The sequence below is a fragment of the Achromobacter sp. RW408 genome (genome assembly GCF_003184165.1).
GTDB classification, from domain to species: domain Bacteria; phylum Pseudomonadota; class Gammaproteobacteria; order Burkholderiales; family Burkholderiaceae_B; genus Achromobacter; species Achromobacter xylosoxidans.
Genome location: NZ_QHHO01000046.1, coordinates 840,480 through 856,308, shown reverse-complemented (window position 1 = coordinate 856,308; position 15,829 = coordinate 840,480). Strand labels below are relative to the sequence as shown.

Annotated in this window: 14 protein-coding genes; 8 read left to right on the top strand and 6 right to left on the bottom strand. The window is 65.1% G+C overall.

Annotation, left to right across the window (positions count from 1 at the left end; translation table 11 throughout):
- Positions 1 to 332: 332 nt before the first annotated feature.
- From DK459_RS14035 to DK459_RS14020, 4 genes are all read right to left on the bottom strand, one after another.
- Positions 333 to 1,784, bottom strand: coding sequence for a bifunctional 2-methylcitrate dehydratase/aconitate hydratase (locus DK459_RS14035; protein ID WP_006389357.1), 1,452 nt, complete (start codon positions 1,782 to 1,784; stop codon positions 333 to 335).
- 82 nt (positions 1,785 to 1,866) lie between these two features.
- Positions 1,867 to 3,072: a 2-methylcitrate synthase gene (gene prpC / locus DK459_RS14030; protein ID WP_006389358.1), complete on the bottom strand. Its 1,206-nt coding sequence runs from the start codon at positions 3,070 to 3,072 to the stop codon at positions 1,867 to 1,869.
- 90 nt (positions 3,073 to 3,162) lie between these two features.
- The gene (prpB, locus tag DK459_RS14025; protein WP_006389359.1) at positions 3,163 to 4,053 is read right to left on the bottom strand and encodes a methylisocitrate lyase; all 891 of its coding nucleotides are present in this window, start codon (positions 4,051 to 4,053) and stop codon (positions 3,163 to 3,165) included.
- 265 nt (positions 4,054 to 4,318) lie between these two features.
- Positions 4,319 to 5,308, bottom strand: coding sequence for a malate dehydrogenase (locus DK459_RS14020; RefSeq protein WP_006389360.1), 990 nt, complete (start codon positions 5,306 to 5,308; stop codon positions 4,319 to 4,321).
- A 357-nt stretch (positions 5,309 to 5,665) separates the two neighbouring features.
- On the opposite strand from DK459_RS14020, the gene DK459_RS14015 reads away from it, so the two are divergent.
- The 8 genes from DK459_RS14015 to DK459_RS13980 all read left to right on the top strand — a co-directional run bounded on the left by DK459_RS14015 (position 5,666) and on the right by DK459_RS13980 (position 12,712).
- A complete protein-coding gene (locus DK459_RS14015) occupies positions 5,666 to 6,445 on the top strand; it encodes a GntR family transcriptional regulator (RefSeq protein ID WP_026384753.1) in 780 nt (259 codons plus the stop codon).
- Between the two features lie 121 nt (positions 6,446 to 6,566).
- Complete coding sequence (sdhC, locus tag DK459_RS14010) at positions 6,567 to 6,983, top strand: succinate dehydrogenase, cytochrome b556 subunit (RefSeq protein WP_006389362.1); 417 nt, start codon at positions 6,567 to 6,569, stop codon at positions 6,981 to 6,983.
- Positions 6,984 to 7,367, top strand: coding sequence for a succinate dehydrogenase, hydrophobic membrane anchor protein (gene sdhD, locus DK459_RS14005; protein WP_006389363.1), 384 nt, complete (start codon positions 6,984 to 6,986; stop codon positions 7,365 to 7,367).
- A 3-nt stretch (positions 7,368 to 7,370) separates the two neighbouring features.
- Entirely contained in the window at positions 7,371 to 9,149 is a 1,779-nt protein-coding gene (gene sdhA / locus DK459_RS14000) for a succinate dehydrogenase flavoprotein subunit (RefSeq protein WP_006389364.1), read from the top strand.
- Positions 9,150 to 9,167: 18 nt separating this feature from the next.
- On the top strand, positions 9,168 to 9,884 hold the full coding sequence (locus tag DK459_RS13995) for a succinate dehydrogenase iron-sulfur subunit (RefSeq protein ID WP_024068140.1): 717 nt from the start codon (positions 9,168 to 9,170) through the stop codon (positions 9,882 to 9,884).
- Positions 9,885 to 9,910: 26 nt separating this feature from the next.
- Positions 9,911 to 10,171 carry a succinate dehydrogenase assembly factor 2 gene (locus DK459_RS13990; protein WP_026384752.1) on the top strand — a complete coding sequence of 87 codons (261 nt, stop codon included), beginning with the start codon at positions 9,911 to 9,913 and terminating at the stop codon, positions 10,169 to 10,171.
- Positions 10,172 to 10,190: 19 nt separating this feature from the next.
- Positions 10,191 to 11,501: a citrate synthase gene (locus DK459_RS13985; RefSeq protein WP_006389367.1), complete on the top strand. Its 1,311-nt coding sequence runs from the start codon at positions 10,191 to 10,193 to the stop codon at positions 11,499 to 11,501.
- An 80-nt stretch (positions 11,502 to 11,581) separates the two neighbouring features.
- The gene (locus tag DK459_RS13980; RefSeq protein WP_233256802.1) at positions 11,582 to 12,712 is read left to right on the top strand and encodes a hypothetical protein; all 1,131 of its coding nucleotides are present in this window, start codon (positions 11,582 to 11,584) and stop codon (positions 12,710 to 12,712) included.
- Positions 12,713 to 12,749: 37 nt separating this feature from the next.
- Here the strand turns inward: DK459_RS13980 and DK459_RS13975 are convergent, their stop codons facing one another.
- Positions 12,750 to 13,202, bottom strand: coding sequence for a DUF2214 family protein (locus tag DK459_RS13975; protein WP_006389369.1), 453 nt, complete (start codon positions 13,200 to 13,202; stop codon positions 12,750 to 12,752).
- 150 nt (positions 13,203 to 13,352) lie between these two features.
- Positions 13,353 to 15,650, bottom strand: a complete 2,298-nt coding sequence (locus DK459_RS13970; RefSeq protein WP_006389370.1) for an NADP-dependent malic enzyme — start codon at positions 15,648 to 15,650, stop codon at positions 13,353 to 13,355.
- Positions 15,651 to 15,829: the final 179 nt, after the last annotated feature.

The window sequence follows — 15,829 nt, the reverse complement described above, 5'->3', positions numbered from 1 at the left end:
GTCGCCCGTCGCGGCGGCGGTTTGGGGGGCGGGCGCCCACGATTGCGGTCCGGAGCGTTCGTTCCGGACTGCCCCTGCCTCAACCTCGTGGCCGCCGTTCGGCGGCTGCCTTCGGTTTCCGTCGGGCGCATCGAGGTTGCCCGCCCCCCAAACCGCCGCCGCGACGGGCTGCGGGTTTCGAGAAATGAGGCGCTGCCAGACCGGTGGGGTTCTGGGGAGGTTTGCGGGGCCCGTCAAAACCGGCCGCGCGGGCGGCCGATTTTGACTTACGCGGTGGTTTGCGTCGGGAGGGTGTTCGCTGCGCGCTGGTGGGGAGGTGCTTGCTTGTCGCCTCAGATCACATACAGGTCGACGTACTCGTGGACCGGCATCGCTTCCAGCTTTTTCTGATCCAGCGAAGCTTCCAGGATGCGGGCCTGTTGGCGGGCGGGGAAGATGCGGGCGAGGTTGGTGCGGAACTTGGCTTCGAGCAGGGGGATGCCGTCGGCGCGGCGGCGCTTGTGGCCGATGGGGTATTCGCAGACGACCTCGTCGAGTTGGGTGCCGTCGGTGAAGCTGACGGTGAGGGCGTTGGCGATGGAGCGCTTGTCGGGGTCGTGGTAGTCGCGGGTGTAGGCCGGGTCCTCGACGCAGGTGATCTTGTCGCGCAGGGCGTCGATGCGCGGGTCGGCGGCGACGTCGTCCTCGTAGTCGGCGGCAGTGAGGCGGCCGAACAGGAGCGGGACGGCGACCATGTACTGGATGCAGTGATCGCGGTCGGCGGGGTTGTTCAGCGGGCCCTTCTTGTCGATGATGCGGATGCACGCCTCGTGGGTGCGGATGGTGATGCTCGCGATGTCGTCGGTGGACTTGCCCAGGGACTTGAGGCGGTCATGGAGCTGCATGGCGCATTCGACCGCCGTCTGCGAGTGGAACTCGGCCGGGAACGAAATCTTGAACAGCACGTTTTCCATGACGTAGCTGCCGTAGGGGCGCTGGAACCTGAACGGCTGGCCCTTGAACAGCACGTCGTAGAAGCCCCAGGTCTTGGCGGACAGCACCGAGGGGTAGCCCATCTCGCCGGTGCGGGCGATCAGCGCCAGGCGCACGGCGCGGCTGGTGGCGTCGCCGGCGGCCCAGCTCTTGCGGCTGCCGGTGTTGGGGGCGTGGCGGTAGGTGCGCAGGCTCTGGCCGTCGACCCAGGCCAGCGAGACGGCGTTGATGACTTCGTCGCGGCTCAGCCCCAGCATCTGCGCCACCACGGCGGTGGACGCGACCTTGACCAGCACCACGTGGTCCAGGCCGACCTTGTTGAAGGAATTCTCGAGCGCGATGCAGCCCTGGATCTCGTGCGCCTTGATCATGCCGGTCAGCACGGCGCGCATCGTCAGGGGCGGCTTGCCGGCGGCGACGGCGGTGCGCGACAGCCAGTCGGCGGTGGCCAGGATGCCGCCCAGGTTGTCGGACGGGTGGCCCCATTCGGCGGCCAGCCAGGTGTCGTTGAAATCGAGCCAGCGGATCATCGCGCCGATGTTGAACGCGGCCTGCACGGGGTCCAGCTGGAATTGGGTGCCGGGCACCTTGGCGCCGTGCGGGACGACGGTGCCGGGGACGACGGGGCCCAGCAGCTTGCGGCACGCCGGATATTCCAGCGCTTCCAGGCCGCAGCCGAGGGTGTCGATCAGGCAGTTGCGAGCGGTCTCGTAGGCCAGGCCGCTCTGGATTTCATAGTTCAGTACGTAGTCGGCGATATCGACCAGGACCTGGTCGGGCTCGGGACGGACGTTGGAGATCGGGGCAGACATTTGGTACCTCTCCTGAGTGTTTACAGGCGGCACTGGGCCCGCGCGGCGCGGGGTATGGCGTCGGCAGGCCCATGTCGTCGTCTTACTTGCGCTTGTCGATCGGCACGAACTTCTGATCTTCCGGACCGACGTAGTTGGCGGTCGGGCGGATGATCTTGTTGTCGATGCGCTGCTCGATGATGTGGGCCGACCAGCCCGCGGTGCGCGCGATCACGAACAGCGGGGTGAACATGGCGGTGGGCACGCCCATCATGTGGTAGCTGACGGCCGAGAACCAGTCCAGGTTGGGGAACATCTTCTTGATGTCCCACATGACCGTCTCGAGGCGTTCGGCGATGTCGAACATCTTGGTGCTGCCGGCCTTCTTGGACAGCTTCTTGGCCACTTCCTTGATGACCTTGTTGCGCGGGTCGGACACGGTGTAGACCGGGTGGCCGAAGCCGATGATGACTTCCTTGGCCTCGACGCGGCGGCGGATGTCGGCCTCGGCTTCGTCCGGCGTCTCGTAGCGCTTCTGCACGTCGAAGGCGACCTCGTTGGCGCCGCCGTGCTTGGGGCCGCGCAGCGCGCCGATGGCGCCGGTGATGGCCGAGTACATGTCCGAGCCGGTGCCGGCGATGACGCGGGCGGTGAAGGTGGAGGCGTTGAATTCATGCTCGGCGTACAGGTTCAGCGAGATGTGCATCGCCTTGACCCATTCGTCGCTCGGCTTCTCGCCATGCAGCAGGTGCAGGAAGTGGCCGCCGATGCTGTCATCGTCGGTCTGCACGTCGATCACGCGGCCGTTGTGGCTGTAGTGGTACCAGTACAGCAGGGCCGAACCCAGGTTGGCCATCAGGCGGTCGGCGATGTCGCGCGCGCCGGGCAAGTTGTGGTCGTCCTTTTCGGGCAGCACGCAGCCCAGCACCGAGACGGCCGTGCGCATCACGTCCATCGGGTGGCTGGCGGCGGGCAGCGCCTCGAGCGCGTCCTGCAGCTGCACCGGCAGCCCGCGCAGCGAACGCAGCTTTTCCTTGTAGGCCTTCAGTTCGGCCTTGTTGGGCAGCTTGCCGTGCACCAGCAGGTGGGCGATTTCCTCGAACTCGCTGGTGTGGGCGATGTCCAGGATGTCGTAGCCGCGGTAGTGCAGGTCGTTGCCGCTGCGGCCGACGGTACACAGCGCGGTGTTGCCGGCGACCACGCCGGACAGCGCGACCGATTTCTTGGGCTTGAAGCCGGCCTTTTCTTCCGGCTTGGCGGCCGGGGTGGTATCCGTTTTGGCAGCCTGCTTCTTGGGAGCCGTGCTCATGTCTCTACTCCTTTCCTTTCGCGGTGGTCGATGCAATGGGGGAAGCTGGGGCGCCGCGGGATCGCCGCGGCGCCGGATGCGGTGGCGCGCTCAGGCCTTGCCCTTCTGGAACAGGGCGTCCAGGCGCGATTCGAATTCGTGGTAGCCGATGCGGTCGTACAGTTCTTCGCGCGTCTGCATCAGGTCGACCACGTTCTTCTGGTGACCGTCGCGGCGGATGGCGGTGTAGACGGCCTCGGCGGCCTTGTTCATGGCGCGGAAGGCCGACAGCGGGTAGAGCACCATGCCCACGCCCACGCTCTTGAGTTCTTCCACCGAGAACAGCGGCGTCTTGCCGAATTCGGTGATGTTGGCCAGCACCGGCACCTTGACCGCCTTGACGAAGCGGTCGTAAGTGGGCAGGTCGTAGGCGGCTTCGGCGAAGATGGCGTCGGCGCCGGCTTCGACGCAGGCCAGGGCGCGCTCGATGGCGGCGTCCACGCCGTGCGAGGCAATGGCGTCGGTGCGCGCGATCAGGTAGAAGTCGCTGTCGGTGCGGGCGTCGGCCGCGGCCTTGACGCGATCGGCCATTTCCTCGGTGCTGACGATTTCCTTGCCCGGACGGTGGCCGCAGCGCTTGGCGCCGACCTGGTCCTCGATGTGGCAGGCGGCGGCGCCGAACTTGATCAGGCTCTTGACGGTGCGGGCGATGTTGAACGCCGACGGGCCGAAGCCGGTGTCGATGTCGACCAGCAGCGGCACGTCGCAGACGTCGGTGATGCGGCGCACGTCCGTCAGCACGTCGTCCATGGTGTTGATGCCCAGGTCGGGCAGGCCCAGCGAACCCGCGGCAACGCCGCCGCCCGACAGGTAGATGGCGCGGTAGCCGGCGCGCTTGGCCAGCAGGGCGTGGTTGGCGTTGATGGCGCCAATGATCTGCAACGGGTTTTCTTCGGCGAGCGCGCGGCGGAACAGGGCGCCGGCGGATTCGGGTCTGGACATGGGTGGTCTCCGTTATAGGGGCCGGGTGTCGTGACGTTGCCCCGGCTGGGATGTCAGGTCTTGCGGGTCCGCGGCGGGCCGGATCGGGATCCGGCGCCTTGCCATGACCTTACCGCGGTCGCGGCGCGTAAATCTGTCCCCTTCGCGACAATTCCTTGCGCGGCGGCAAAGAGACAGGTGTACGTGCCGCGCGGCGCATTGCGCGAATGCGCCGCGCTTGCGAATTGGGCCCGCGTCAACGGGCCCAATTCTGCTTGCGGACTGCTTACTTCAGCAGGTCCTTGACGCCGTCGCGCTCTTCCAGCAGCTCTTTCAGCGTGAAGTCCAGGCGCTCGCGCGAGAAGGCGTCGATTTCCAGGCCTTCGACGCGCTTGTATTCGCCGTTTTCGGTCGTGACCGGCACGCCGTAGATGATGCCTTCGGGGATGCCGTAGGAGCCATCCGACGGAATGCCCATGGTGACCCACTTGCCGTTGCTGCCCAGGACCCAGTCACGCACGTGGTCGATGGCGGCGTTGGCGGCCGAGGCGGCCGACGACAGGCCGCGGGCCTCGATGATGGCGGCGCCGCGCTTGCCCACGGTGGGGATGAAGGTGTCGCGGTTCCAGGCGTCGTCGTTGATCAGCTTGGACAGCGATTCGCCGCCGACGGTGGCGAAGCGGTAGTCGGGGTACATGGTGGGCGAGTGGTTGCCCCACACGACCAGCTTCTCGATGTCGGCCACGGCCTTGCCCGACTTGGCGGCCAGTTGCGACAGGGCGCGGTTGTGGTCCAGGCGCAGCATGGCGGTGAAGTTCTTGGCGGGCAGGTCCGGCGCCGACTTCATGGCGATGTAGGCGTTGGTGTTGGCCGGATTGCCGACCACCAGGACCTTGACGTTGCGGCTGGCGACGTCGTTCAGGGCCTTGCCCTGGGCCGTGAAGATCTGGGCGTTGACCGACAGCAGGTCCTTGCGTTCCATGCCGGGGCCGCGCGGGCGGGCGCCGACCAGCAGGGCCACGTCCGCGTCCTTGAACGCCGTGCGCGGATCGCTGTGGGCGGTGACTTCCTGCAGCAGCGGGAAGGCGCAGTCATCCAGTTCCATGATGACGCCCTTCAGGGCCTTTTGCGCTTTTTCGTCGGGGATTTCAAGCAGTTGCAGAATGACGGGCTGATCTTTGCCCAGCATTTCGCCGGAGGCGATGCGGAACAGCAGTGCGTAACCGATTTGGCCGGCGGCGCCGGTGACGGCGACACGCAAGGCAGGCTTAGACATGGACGTTCTCCGTAATGGTGTGGCGAGAAAGAAATCTCGCCAATCAGTGTAATCCGTTGAGCGGCGCAAACGGCCTGCGCGCGAGGGGCGGCCAGGTTGCCGGACAGACGGAAATCCTAGAACTAATTTACGGGTGCGTCAATTGATCTTATATCTTATATAAGACATAAGACGTTGGACAGCGTTGCCCCCGATATGCCACAATAGAGCGTTTGTTCGAATGCGCCGCAGCACCGCCGGCTGCGCGCCTGTATCAGGCCAGAACACCGGCACCGCAGCAGCGCATGCGAATGGAAACCGCATCGTTTGCGCTGCCTTTCCATTCTCCGGATGAACATGACACTTCCAAGACGATCCATGGCAGACCCCCGGCCCGAAACTCCCCTACGCACTCGCGCCGCCCGTCCAACGGGCGAGGGGGCCGCTTTCAGTCCGTTGTACCGCCAGATCAAGGACCTGCTCGTCCAGAGCCTGGACCGCGGCGAATGGAAGCCCGGCGAACTCATCCCCAGCGAAATCGATCTGGCCGCCCGTTTCCAGGTGAGCCAGGGCACGGTGCGCAAGGCGGTCGATGAGCTGGCCGCCGAACACTTGCTGCTGCGCCGCCAGGGCAAGGGCACCTTCGTCGCCACCCACCATGAAGCCCGCGTGCGCTACCGCTTCCTGCGCCTGGCCCCCGACGAAGAGGGCGAGGCCGGCCGCGCCGAAAGCCGCATCCTCGAATGCCGGCGCCTGCGCGCGCCCGCCGAGATCGCGCGCGCGCTCGACCTGCGCGCCGGCGAAACCGTCGTCATGATCCGCCGCCTGCTGTCCATGGGGCAGACACCCACCGTCCTGGACGACATCTGGCTGCCGGGGTCCATCTTCCGCGGCCTCACCTTCGAGCTGTTGAGCGCGAACAAGGCGCCGCTCTATGGCCTGTTTGAATCCGAGTTCGGCGTCAGCATGGTGCGCGCGGACGAAAAGCTGCGCGCGGTGGCCGCGCCAGCCGAAGTCTGTACGCTGCTTAATGTTGCCGCCGGCACGCCGTTGTTGCAGGTGGATCGTGTGTCGTACACGTACGGTGACCGCCCCATGGAAATCCGGCGGGGCTTGTACTTGACCGATCGATACCACTACCGCAATAGTCTGAATTGATGAGCTTTTTACCTACGATTTGATACCAACCCGATCTCTGGGCGAAAATACCGTGTTTGCCCGCAAGGGCCACGGCATTGCCGCCGTCACGATTCCCTAGTTCCGAAACACCGAGGCCGTCATGTCCGACACCGCTGCCAAGCCACGTCCGCAGTTTCGCAATATTGGGCTTGCCCAAGTTGCGTTCTCCTATCGCCTGCCCCTGGCCGGCAAGCTGTCCATCCTGCACCGCATCAGCGGCATATTGCTGTTCCTCTGTCTGCCCTTGGTCATTCTGCCGCTGTTCGCGGCCAGCGTGGCCTCGCCGCAGACCTTCGCGGCCGTGGCCGCGTATGCCGGCAATCCGATCGTCAAGCTCGTCCTCCTGGTCCTGATCTGGGGCTACCTGCACCACTTCTGTGCGGGCATCCGCTACCTGTTGCTGGACCTGCACCTGGGCATCGACAAGCTGTCGGCCAAGAAAAGCGCCGGCGTGGTTTTCGGTGTCAGCCTGGCGCTGACCCTGGTGTTCGCCCTCAAACTGTTCGGAGTGCTGTAAATGGCCGCCGCTAAAAACTACGGACCCAAGCGCCTGGTCGTCGGCGCCCACTATGGCGTCATGGATTTCATCATCCAGCGCATCACCGCCGTCATCATGGCCGTGTATACGCTGGTGCTGCTCATCGGCATCCTGTTGATGCCTGCCTTCACGTATGAATCGTGGCACGCGCTGTTCACGTTCTACGTGGGCGTTCTTCCGGTCGGCCAGATCCTGGCGACCCTCGCATTCGTTGCGTTGGCCTGGCATGCCTGGATTGGCGTGCGCGACATCTGGATGGACTACGTCAAGCCGGTGGGCCTGCGCCTGCTGCTGCAAGTGCTGACGATCCTCTGGTTGATCGGTTCGGTCGTTTACTTCGCGCAAATCCTCTGGAGCATCTAAGCCGTGGTCTCTGTCATGAAATCCTTGCCGCGCCGCCAGTTTGATGTGGTGGTCGTTGGCGCCGGCGGAGCCGGCATGCGTTGTTCGCTGCAACTGTCCCAAGCGGGCCTGTCCGTTGCGGTGCTGTCCAAAGTGTTCCCCACGCGCTCGCACACCGTGGCCGCGCAAGGCGGCGTGAGCGCCTCGCTGGGCAACATGAGCGAAGACAACTGGTACTGGCACATGTACGACACCGTCAAGGGTTCGGACTGGCTGGGCGACCAGGACGCCATCGAGTTCATGTGCCGCGAAGCTCCCAATGCCGTGTACGAACTCGAGCACTTCGGCATGCCGTTCGACCGCAACCCCGACGGCACCATCTACCAGCGTCCGTTCGGCGGCCACACCGCCAACTTCGGTGAAAAGCCGGTCCAGCGCGCCTGTGCCGCTGCCGACCGTACCGGCCACGCGCTGCTGCACACCCTGTACCAGCGCAACGTTGCCGCCCGCACCCAGTTCTTCGTCGAATGGATGGCGCTGGACCTGCTGCGCAACGAAGCCGGCGACGTCGTGGGCGTGACCGCGCTCGAAATGGAAACCGGCGAGATCTACATCCTGGAAGCCAAGACCACGGTGCTGGCCACCGGCGGCGCCGGCCGCATCTGGGCCGCTTCCACCAACGCCTTCATCAACACCGGTGACGGCCTGGGCATGGCCGCCCGCGCGGGCATCCCGCTGCAGGACATGGAATTCTGGCAATTCCACCCGACCGGCGTGGCCGGCGCCGGCGTGCTGATCACCGAAGGCGTGCGCGGCGAAGGCGGCATCCTGCTGAACAAGGATGGCGAACGCTTCATGGAGCGCTATGCGCCCACGCTGAAGGACCTGGCCCCGCGTGACTTCGTGTCGCGCTCGATGGACCAGGAAATCAAGGAAGGCCGCGGCTGCGGTCCGGACGGCAGCTACGTGGTGCTCAAGCTCGATCACCTCGGCGCCGACGTCATCAACAAGCGCCTGCCCTCGATCCGCGAAATCGCCATCAAGTTCGGCAACGTCGACCCGATCAAGGAACCGATCCCCGTCGTCCCGACCATCCACTACCAGATGGGCGGCATCCCGGCCAACTACCACGGCCAGGTGCTGACGCGCGAAAACGGCGAGAACAAGATCGTCAACGGCCTGTACGCGATCGGCGAATGCGCCGCGGTGTCGGTGCACGGCGCCAACCGCCTGGGCACCAACTCGCTGCTGGACCTGATCGTCTTCGGCCGCGCCACCGGCAACCACATCGTCAATTCGCATCCGGAACGCCAGCACGCGCACCAGCCCGTGCCGCAGCAGGCCGTCGAATTCTCGATGGATCGCATCAACAAGCTGGAATCGCGCACCTCGGGCGAGAAGACCCAGGACATCGGCAACGCGATCCGCTTCTCGATGCAGCGCCACTGCGGCGTGTTCCGCACGCTGGATCTGCTGAACGAAGGCGTGACCCAGATCGAAGACCTGGCCAAGCAAGCCGACAACATCTACTTCAAGGACAAGTCCAAGGTGTTCAACACCGCGCGCGTCGAGGCGCTGGAACTGGCCAACATGACCGAAGTGGCCCGCGCCACCATCAAGTCGGCCGCCAACCGCACCGAAAGCCGCGGCGCCCACGCGCTGGACGACCACCCGACCCGTGACGACGAGAACTGGCTCAAGCACACGCTGTGGTACTCCGAAGGCAGCCGCCTGGATTACAAGCCCGTGCAGATGAAGCCGCTGACGGTCGAGTCCTTCCCGCCCAAGGCGCGTACCTTCTAAGTCCGGATAGAGCCTACTATGAGCACCAAGAGAATCGTCAAGTTCGAAATCTACCGCTACGATCCGGACAAGGACGAGCGCCCCTACATGCAGAAGCTGGAAGTCGAACTCCAGCCCACCGACAAGATGCTGCTTGATGCGCTGGTGCGCATCAAGAACGACGTCGACGACAGTCTGGCCCTGCGCCGCTCGTGCCGTGAAGGCGTGTGCGGTTCGGACGCCATGAACATCAACGGCAAGAACGGCCTGGCCTGCACGACCAACCTGCGCGAGCTGAAAGAACCGATCGTGCTGCGCCCGCTGCCGGGCCTGCCCGTGATCCGCGACCTGATCGTGGACATGACGCACTTCTTCAACCAGTACCACTCGATCCGCCCGTACCTCATCAACGACACGCCGCCGCCCGAGAAAGAGCGCCTGCAGTCGCCCGAGGCGCGCGAAGAGCTGGATGGCCTGTACGAGTGCATCCTGTGCGCGTGCTGTTCCACTTCCTGCCCGTCGTTCTGGTGGAATCCGGACAAGTTCGTCGGCCCGGCCGGCCTGCTGCAAGCCTACCGCTTCATCGCCGACAGCCGCGACGAAGCCACCGGCAGCCGTCTGGACAACCTGGAAGACCCGTACCGCCTGTTCCGTTGCCACACCATCATGAACTGCGTCGACGTCTGTCCCAAGGGACTGAACCCGACCAAGGCCATTGGCAAGATCAAGGAACTGATGGTCCGTCGCACGGTCTAGTAGTTTGGTGTATTTAAGGTGTAATGATGAGCAGGCTTACTGAACTGGAACGGGCGCGTCTGCGTTGGCGGGCGCGCCGGGGTCTGCTCGAAAACGACTTGATCATCACCCGGTATCTCGACGCCCACGAGGCCGAGCTTACCGACGATGACGTGACGGCATTGACGCAGCTCTTCGAGTTGGGAGACAACGATCTTCTCGACCTGCTGCTGGCCCGCAAGGAGCTCGAGGGCGCACTGGACACGCCCCGGCTCCGCGGCATCATCGGCCAGATGCGGTCGCTCTGATTAATTGAGAGGAAAAAACATGAACCTGTCTGACAAAAAAGCCACTCTGTCCTTCTCGGACGGCAGCGCACCCATTGAGTTCCCTGTCTACAAGGGCACGGTCGGTCCGGATGTGATCGACATCCGCAAGCTGTACGGCCAGACGGGCATGTTCACGTTCGACCCCGGTTTCATGTCGACCGCGGCTTGCGAATCGGGCATCACCTACATCGACGGCGACAAGGGCGAGCTGCTGTACCGCGGCTACCCGATCGAACAGCTGGCCGTCAATTGCGATTTCATGGACATCTGCTACCTGATCCTGAACGGCGAACTGCCGAACCAGGAACAGAAGGCCGACTTCGATTCGCAAGTGACCCATCACACGATGGTCAACGAACAGCTGCACTTCTTCCTGCGCGGCTTCCGTCGCGACGCCCACCCGATGGCCGTCCTGACGGGCCTGGTGGGCGCGCTGTCGGCGTTCTACCACGACTCGACCGACATCACGAACCCGCAGCATCGTCACATCTCGGCCATCCGCCTGATCGCCAAGATGCCGACGCTGGTCGCGATGGCGTACAAGTACTCGCAAGGCCAACCGTTCATCTACCCGCAGAACGACCTGTCCTACACGGGCAACTTCCTGCGCATGATGTTCGCCACGCCGTGCGAAGAGTACAAGGTCAACGAAGTCGTCGAGCGCGCGCTCGACCGCATCTTCATCCTGCACGCCGACCACGAGCAGAACGCCTCGACCTCCACGGTCCGCCTGTGCGGTTCGTCGGGCACCAACCCGTTCGCCGCTATCTCGGCCGGCGTGGCTTGCCTGTGGGGCCCGGCTCACGGCGGCGCCAACGAAGCTTGCCTGCAGATGCTCGAAGAGCTGCAAGCCAACGGCGGCATCGCCAAGGTCGGCGAGTTCATGGAGAAGGTCAAGGACAAGAACTCGGGCGTGCGCCTGATGGGCTTTGGCCACCGCGTCTACAAGAACTACGACCCGCGCGCCAAGCTGATGCAGGAAACGTGCAAGGAAGTGCTCTCGGCCCTGGGCCTGGAAAACGACCCGCTGTTCAAGCTGGCCATGGAACTGGAACGCATCGCCCTGTCGGATCCGTACTTCGTGCAGCGCAAGCTGTACCCGAACGTGGACTTCTACTCGGGTATCGTCCAGCGCGCCATCGGCATCCCGACCTCGCTGTTCACGGCCATCTTCGCGCTGGCCCGCACGGTGGGCTGGATCGCCCAGTGGAACGAAATGCTGTCGGATCCCGATTACAAGATCGGCCGTCCGCGCCAGCTGTTCACCGGTTCGGTCACGCGCGACGTGCCCCCGATGGACAAGCGTTGATACGCTTTCCCGCGTGAACAAGAAACCGCCTTCGGGCGGTTTTTTGTTGCCTGGCGATCGGGCATTCGCGGCGTGGCGCTTTGGCGTTTATCATCCTGGCCATGATTCCGATAGCGCTGCCCTCCGCGGGCTTCTACATCTTCCTTTCCCTGGGATTCCTCGCCGGCCTGGTGCTGCTTGGCTGGGCGCTGGTGCTGATTGCCAGCAAGGGGGCGCGGCGCGCCGTCCGCAGGTACTGGAAGACTTCCAGCCTGGTGTTCGTGGTGCTGGCGGTGCCGTTTGCCTTCTATGGCTGGGTGCAGACCGCGATCTGGCAGATCGAGCGTGAAAGCGACCGCCGCGAGGCTGCCCGCAACGTCACGCTGCAGGCGCCGACGACGGTGGCGGGCATTGTCATGCCCGCCGGCACGCGCCTGAAGCTGCAGGACGAGGGCCAGCTGGAAACCTACGTCGAAGCCGAATTTGCGCAGCCCGTGGCCATGTACGGCGTGCAGGCCTCGCGCGCGCAGCGCTACCTGGACACCGAATACGACAGCGAGACCTACGCGCTGCGCGGGCGTCATCCGCGTAGCGTCCTGCTGCGCGGCGCGGGCAGCCAGGCGGTGTTGGGCTGGCAGTGCGACGCTACCCAGGACATTGAATTCGACGTGGCGAAAGATGGCGCGATGGTGGCGTTGAACAAGTGCGTGCTGGGGTCCGGCAACCGGGTCGAGGAACTGGATCTCGCGCCCGGGTCCATCGTCTATGGTTCGACCGGCACCGTCTACACCGATGGCTCGCGCGATGCGGATCAATGGCGCATCGAGGTTAAGGACCCGGTCGCGGTCAAGGTGTTCGGGCTGCCGTTGAGCGAGCCGCGCCTCTATCTGGATGGCGAGCGGCGGCTGCTGCGCGTGAGCGATGCGGAGCTGGCCTGCCCGACGCGCCTGGGCGGCGTGAGCTACGCCGCGGGTACGCAGGTCAAGACGGTGCGGCGCGGCCGCGGCGACGAACGCGAGCCCTATCCGGGCGTGCTGGTGTTGAGTCCGTGGAATGGCCAGGTCGCCAGGCGCGAGGGCCTGGCCGACGTGCCCGAGGGCATGTCGGTGATGCAGACGCTGGCGGGCGAGGTCGTGGACGTGGTCAAGAACGACACGGTGGGGGTGTTTCACTTCGCCACCATCACGGTCGGTGACGACATGCCGCAGCCGACCCGCGCGCGCTGTCCCTGAGGCGCGCGGACCGTGTGCCTCGCTGGTGGTGCGCGCCTTACGCGCCGATGCCGCGCGCCATCAACACGGCGAACAGCGGCAGGAAGATGAACAGGTGCGATTCGATCATCACCCAGCGGCGGGCGCGCTTGATCTGCGCGGCGTCGGGCACGAAGGCGGGCTGCTGGCGCGCCTGTTTGGCCCAGCGCAGGAAGGCCAGTGTGGGCGGGATCGAACAGAGGCCGATGATGACGAACAGCGTGATCTTGGCGTGGAACCAGGGGTTGCCCATGTAGAAGGCGGCGCCCTTGATGCCCAGCATCAGGCGCAGCACGCCGGTGGCCAGCACCAGGATCGCGCTGAGCAGGTACAGCCGGTCGTAGATCACCAGGCGCTTGAGCGTGGCTGGCGTCAGGTCGGGGCGCAGCAGCACCGCTTCGGCGGTCAGCACCACCACCAGCACGAAGATGGCCAGGAAATGAAACCAGGCCAGGAAGGCGTCGAGCAGCATAGGGTCGGGCTCCGGTAGGGAAGGGGCGAGGGGAGTCTCTGCTCCGTTTTTACCATTGGCCCGTCGCCGCGCACTATCGTGGCATCAAGCAGGACAGAAAAAAAGGACGCCCCGCGGGGCGTCCCTTGCGTGCCGATCAGCGCAATGCGATCAACGGCGCTTCTTGGCGGCTTCGGCGGCTTCCTGCTGCGCATCGACCACGGCCAGCGCGGTCATGTTGACGATGCGGCGCACGGTGGCGCTGGTCGTCAGGATGTGCACCGGGCGCGCGGCGCCCAGCAGGATCGGACCCATCGCGACGCCATTGCTGCCCGTCATCTTCAGCATGTTGTACGTGATGTTGCCGGTGTCCAGCGTCGGCATGACCAGCAGGTTGGCGCGGCCCTTCAAGGTGCTGTCCGGGTAGGCCAGCACGCGGATCTTTTCCGACAGGGCGGCGTCGGCGTGCATTTCGCCGTCCACTTCCAGGTCGGGCGCGCGGTCCTGCACCAGCTGGCGCGCGGCGGCCATCTTGCGCGACGACTCCGTGACGCGGCTGCCGAAGTTCGAATGCGACAGCAGGGCGATCTTGGGCACCACGCCGAAACGCAGCATCTCGTCGGCGGCCTGGATGGTGATGTTGGCGACTTCCTCGGCCGACGGGTTCTCGTTGACGTGGGTGTCGGTGACGAACAGCGTCTGGTCGGGCAGCATCAGCACGTTCAGGGCGGCGTAGGTCTGGCCTTCCTTCTTGCCGATGATTTCGTCGATGTACTTGAGCTGGTTGTCGTACTTGCTGGCCACGCCGCACAGCAGCGCGTCGGCATCGCCGCGGCGCAGCAGCATCGCGCCGATCAGCGTGTTGTGCTTGCGGATCATCGCCTTGGCGATGGCCGGGGTCACGCCTTCGCGGCCCTTGAGCTGGTAGTACGCGCTCCAGGTTTCGTTGAAGCGGCTGTCGTCCTCGGGATCGACGATCTCGAAGTGCTGGCCGGCGATCAGGCGCAGGCCGAACTTCTTGATGCGCATCTCGATCACCGACGGGCGGCCGATCAGGATCGGGAACGCCAGCTTTTCATCGGCCACGGTCTGCACCGCGCGCAGCACGCGCTCGTCTTCGCCGTCGGCGTAGATGACGCGCTTGGGCGCCTTCTTGGCCTGGGCGAACAGCGGGCGCATCAGCTGGCCCGAGTGGTAGACGAAGCCCATCAGCTTCTGGCGGTAGGCCTCGATGTCCTCGATCGGACGGGCCGCCACGCCGGAGTCGGCGGCAGCCTGGGCCACGGCCGGGGCGATCTGCACGATCAGGCGCGGGTCGAACGGCTTGGGGATGATGTAGTCGGGGCCGAACGACAGTTCCTGGCCGGCGTAGGCGCGGGCCACTTCATCGTTCTGCTCGGCCTGGGCCAGCTCGGCGATGGCCTTGACGCACGCCAGCTTCATTTCCTCGGTGATGCGCGAGGCGCCGGCATCCATGGCGCCGCGGAAGATGAAGGGGAAGCACAGCACGTTGTTGACCTGGTTCGGGTAGTCCGAACGGCCGGTGGCGATGATGCAGTCCGGGCGGGCGGCCTTGGCGACTTCCGGGCGGATTTCCGGTTCCGGGTTGGCCAGCGCCAGGATCAGCGGACGATCGGCCATGGTCTTGACCATGTCGGCGGTCAGCACGCCGGCGGTCGAGCAGCCCAGGAACACGTCGGCGCCGTTGACCACGTCGGCCAGCGTGCGCGCGTCGGTCTTCTGCGCGTAGCGCTTCTTGTTGGCTTCCATGTTTTCATCGCGGCCTTCCCAGATCACGCCGCGCGAATCCACCACGTAGATGTTCTCGCGCTTGACGCCCAGGTGCACCAGCAGGTCCAGGCAGGCGATGGCGGCGGCGCCGGCGCCCGAGCAGGCCAGCTTGACCGTGCCGATGTCCTTGCCCACGACCTTCAGGCCGTTCAGGATGGCGGCCGACGAGATGATGGCGGTGCCGTGCTGGTCGTCGTGGAAGACGGGGATCTTCATGCGTTCGCGCAGCTTCTTCTCGATGTAGAAGCACTCGGGCGCCTTGATGTCCTCGAGGTTGACGCCGCCGAGCGTGGGCTCGAGCGCGGCGATGATGTCGACCAGCTTGTCGGGGTCGTTCTCGGCCAGCTCGATGTCGAACACGTCGATGCCGGCGAACTTCTTGAACAGGCAGCCCTTGCCTTCCATGACCGGCTTGGCGGCCAGCGGGCCGATGTTGCCCAGGCCCAGCACGGCCGTGCCGTTGGTGATCACGCCCACCAGGTTGCCGCGCGAGGTGTACTTGGACGCGGCGTCGTCGCCCTGGTCGAAGATGGCCATGCAGGCGGCGGCCACGCCGGGCGAGTACGCCAGCGACAGGTCGTCCTGGTTGGCGAGGGGCTTGGTCGGGGTGACCGAGATTTTGCCGGGGGTGGGATAGGCGTGGTAATCCAACGCCAGCTTGGTGAGGGTTTCGTCCATGGGATACAGCCTTTTCGGCGCTAACTGTAGGTAAAAAGCGGAAAGCAAAAAGCGGGCTCGCGGCCCGCCGTATTCTTTGGGAAATGCTTAGGGAACACCCGTATTTCAACAGAAAGCGGCGCGAATTGGTTGCTGCACCGCAGCGATCGTCCGATTTTGATCAAGGCGGCGCGCTTCGT

Coding starts and splice junctions, on each gene's coding strand:
- DK459_RS14035 (WP_006389357.1), bottom strand. CDS start 1,784: ATGTCTGCCCCGATCTCCAACGTCCGTCCCGAGCCCGACCAGGTCCTG.
- sdhC (WP_006389362.1), top strand. CDS start 6,567: ATGTCCGACACCGCTGCCAAGCCACGTCCGCAGTTTCGCAATATTGGG.
- DK459_RS13985 (WP_006389367.1), top strand. CDS start 10,191: ATGAACCTGTCTGACAAAAAAGCCACTCTGTCCTTCTCGGACGGCAGC.
- prpB (WP_006389359.1), bottom strand. CDS start 4,053: ATGTCCAGACCCGAATCCGCCGGCGCCCTGTTCCGCCGCGCGCTCGCC.
- DK459_RS14020 (WP_006389360.1), bottom strand. CDS start 5,308: ATGTCTAAGCCTGCCTTGCGTGTCGCCGTCACCGGCGCCGCCGGCCAA.
- DK459_RS13975 (WP_006389369.1), bottom strand. CDS start 13,202: ATGCTGCTCGACGCCTTCCTGGCCTGGTTTCATTTCCTGGCCATCTTC.
- DK459_RS14015 (WP_026384753.1), top strand. CDS start 5,666: ATGGCAGACCCCCGGCCCGAAACTCCCCTACGCACTCGCGCCGCCCGT.
- DK459_RS13995 (WP_024068140.1), top strand. CDS start 9,168: ATGAGCACCAAGAGAATCGTCAAGTTCGAAATCTACCGCTACGATCCG.
- DK459_RS13990 (WP_026384752.1), top strand. CDS start 9,911: ATGAGCAGGCTTACTGAACTGGAACGGGCGCGTCTGCGTTGGCGGGCG.
- prpC (WP_006389358.1), bottom strand. CDS start 3,072: ATGAGCACGGCTCCCAAGAAGCAGGCTGCCAAAACGGATACCACCCCG.
- DK459_RS13970 (WP_006389370.1), bottom strand. CDS start 15,650: ATGGACGAAACCCTCACCAAGCTGGCGTTGGATTACCACGCCTATCCC.
- sdhD (WP_006389363.1), top strand. CDS start 6,984: ATGGCCGCCGCTAAAAACTACGGACCCAAGCGCCTGGTCGTCGGCGCC.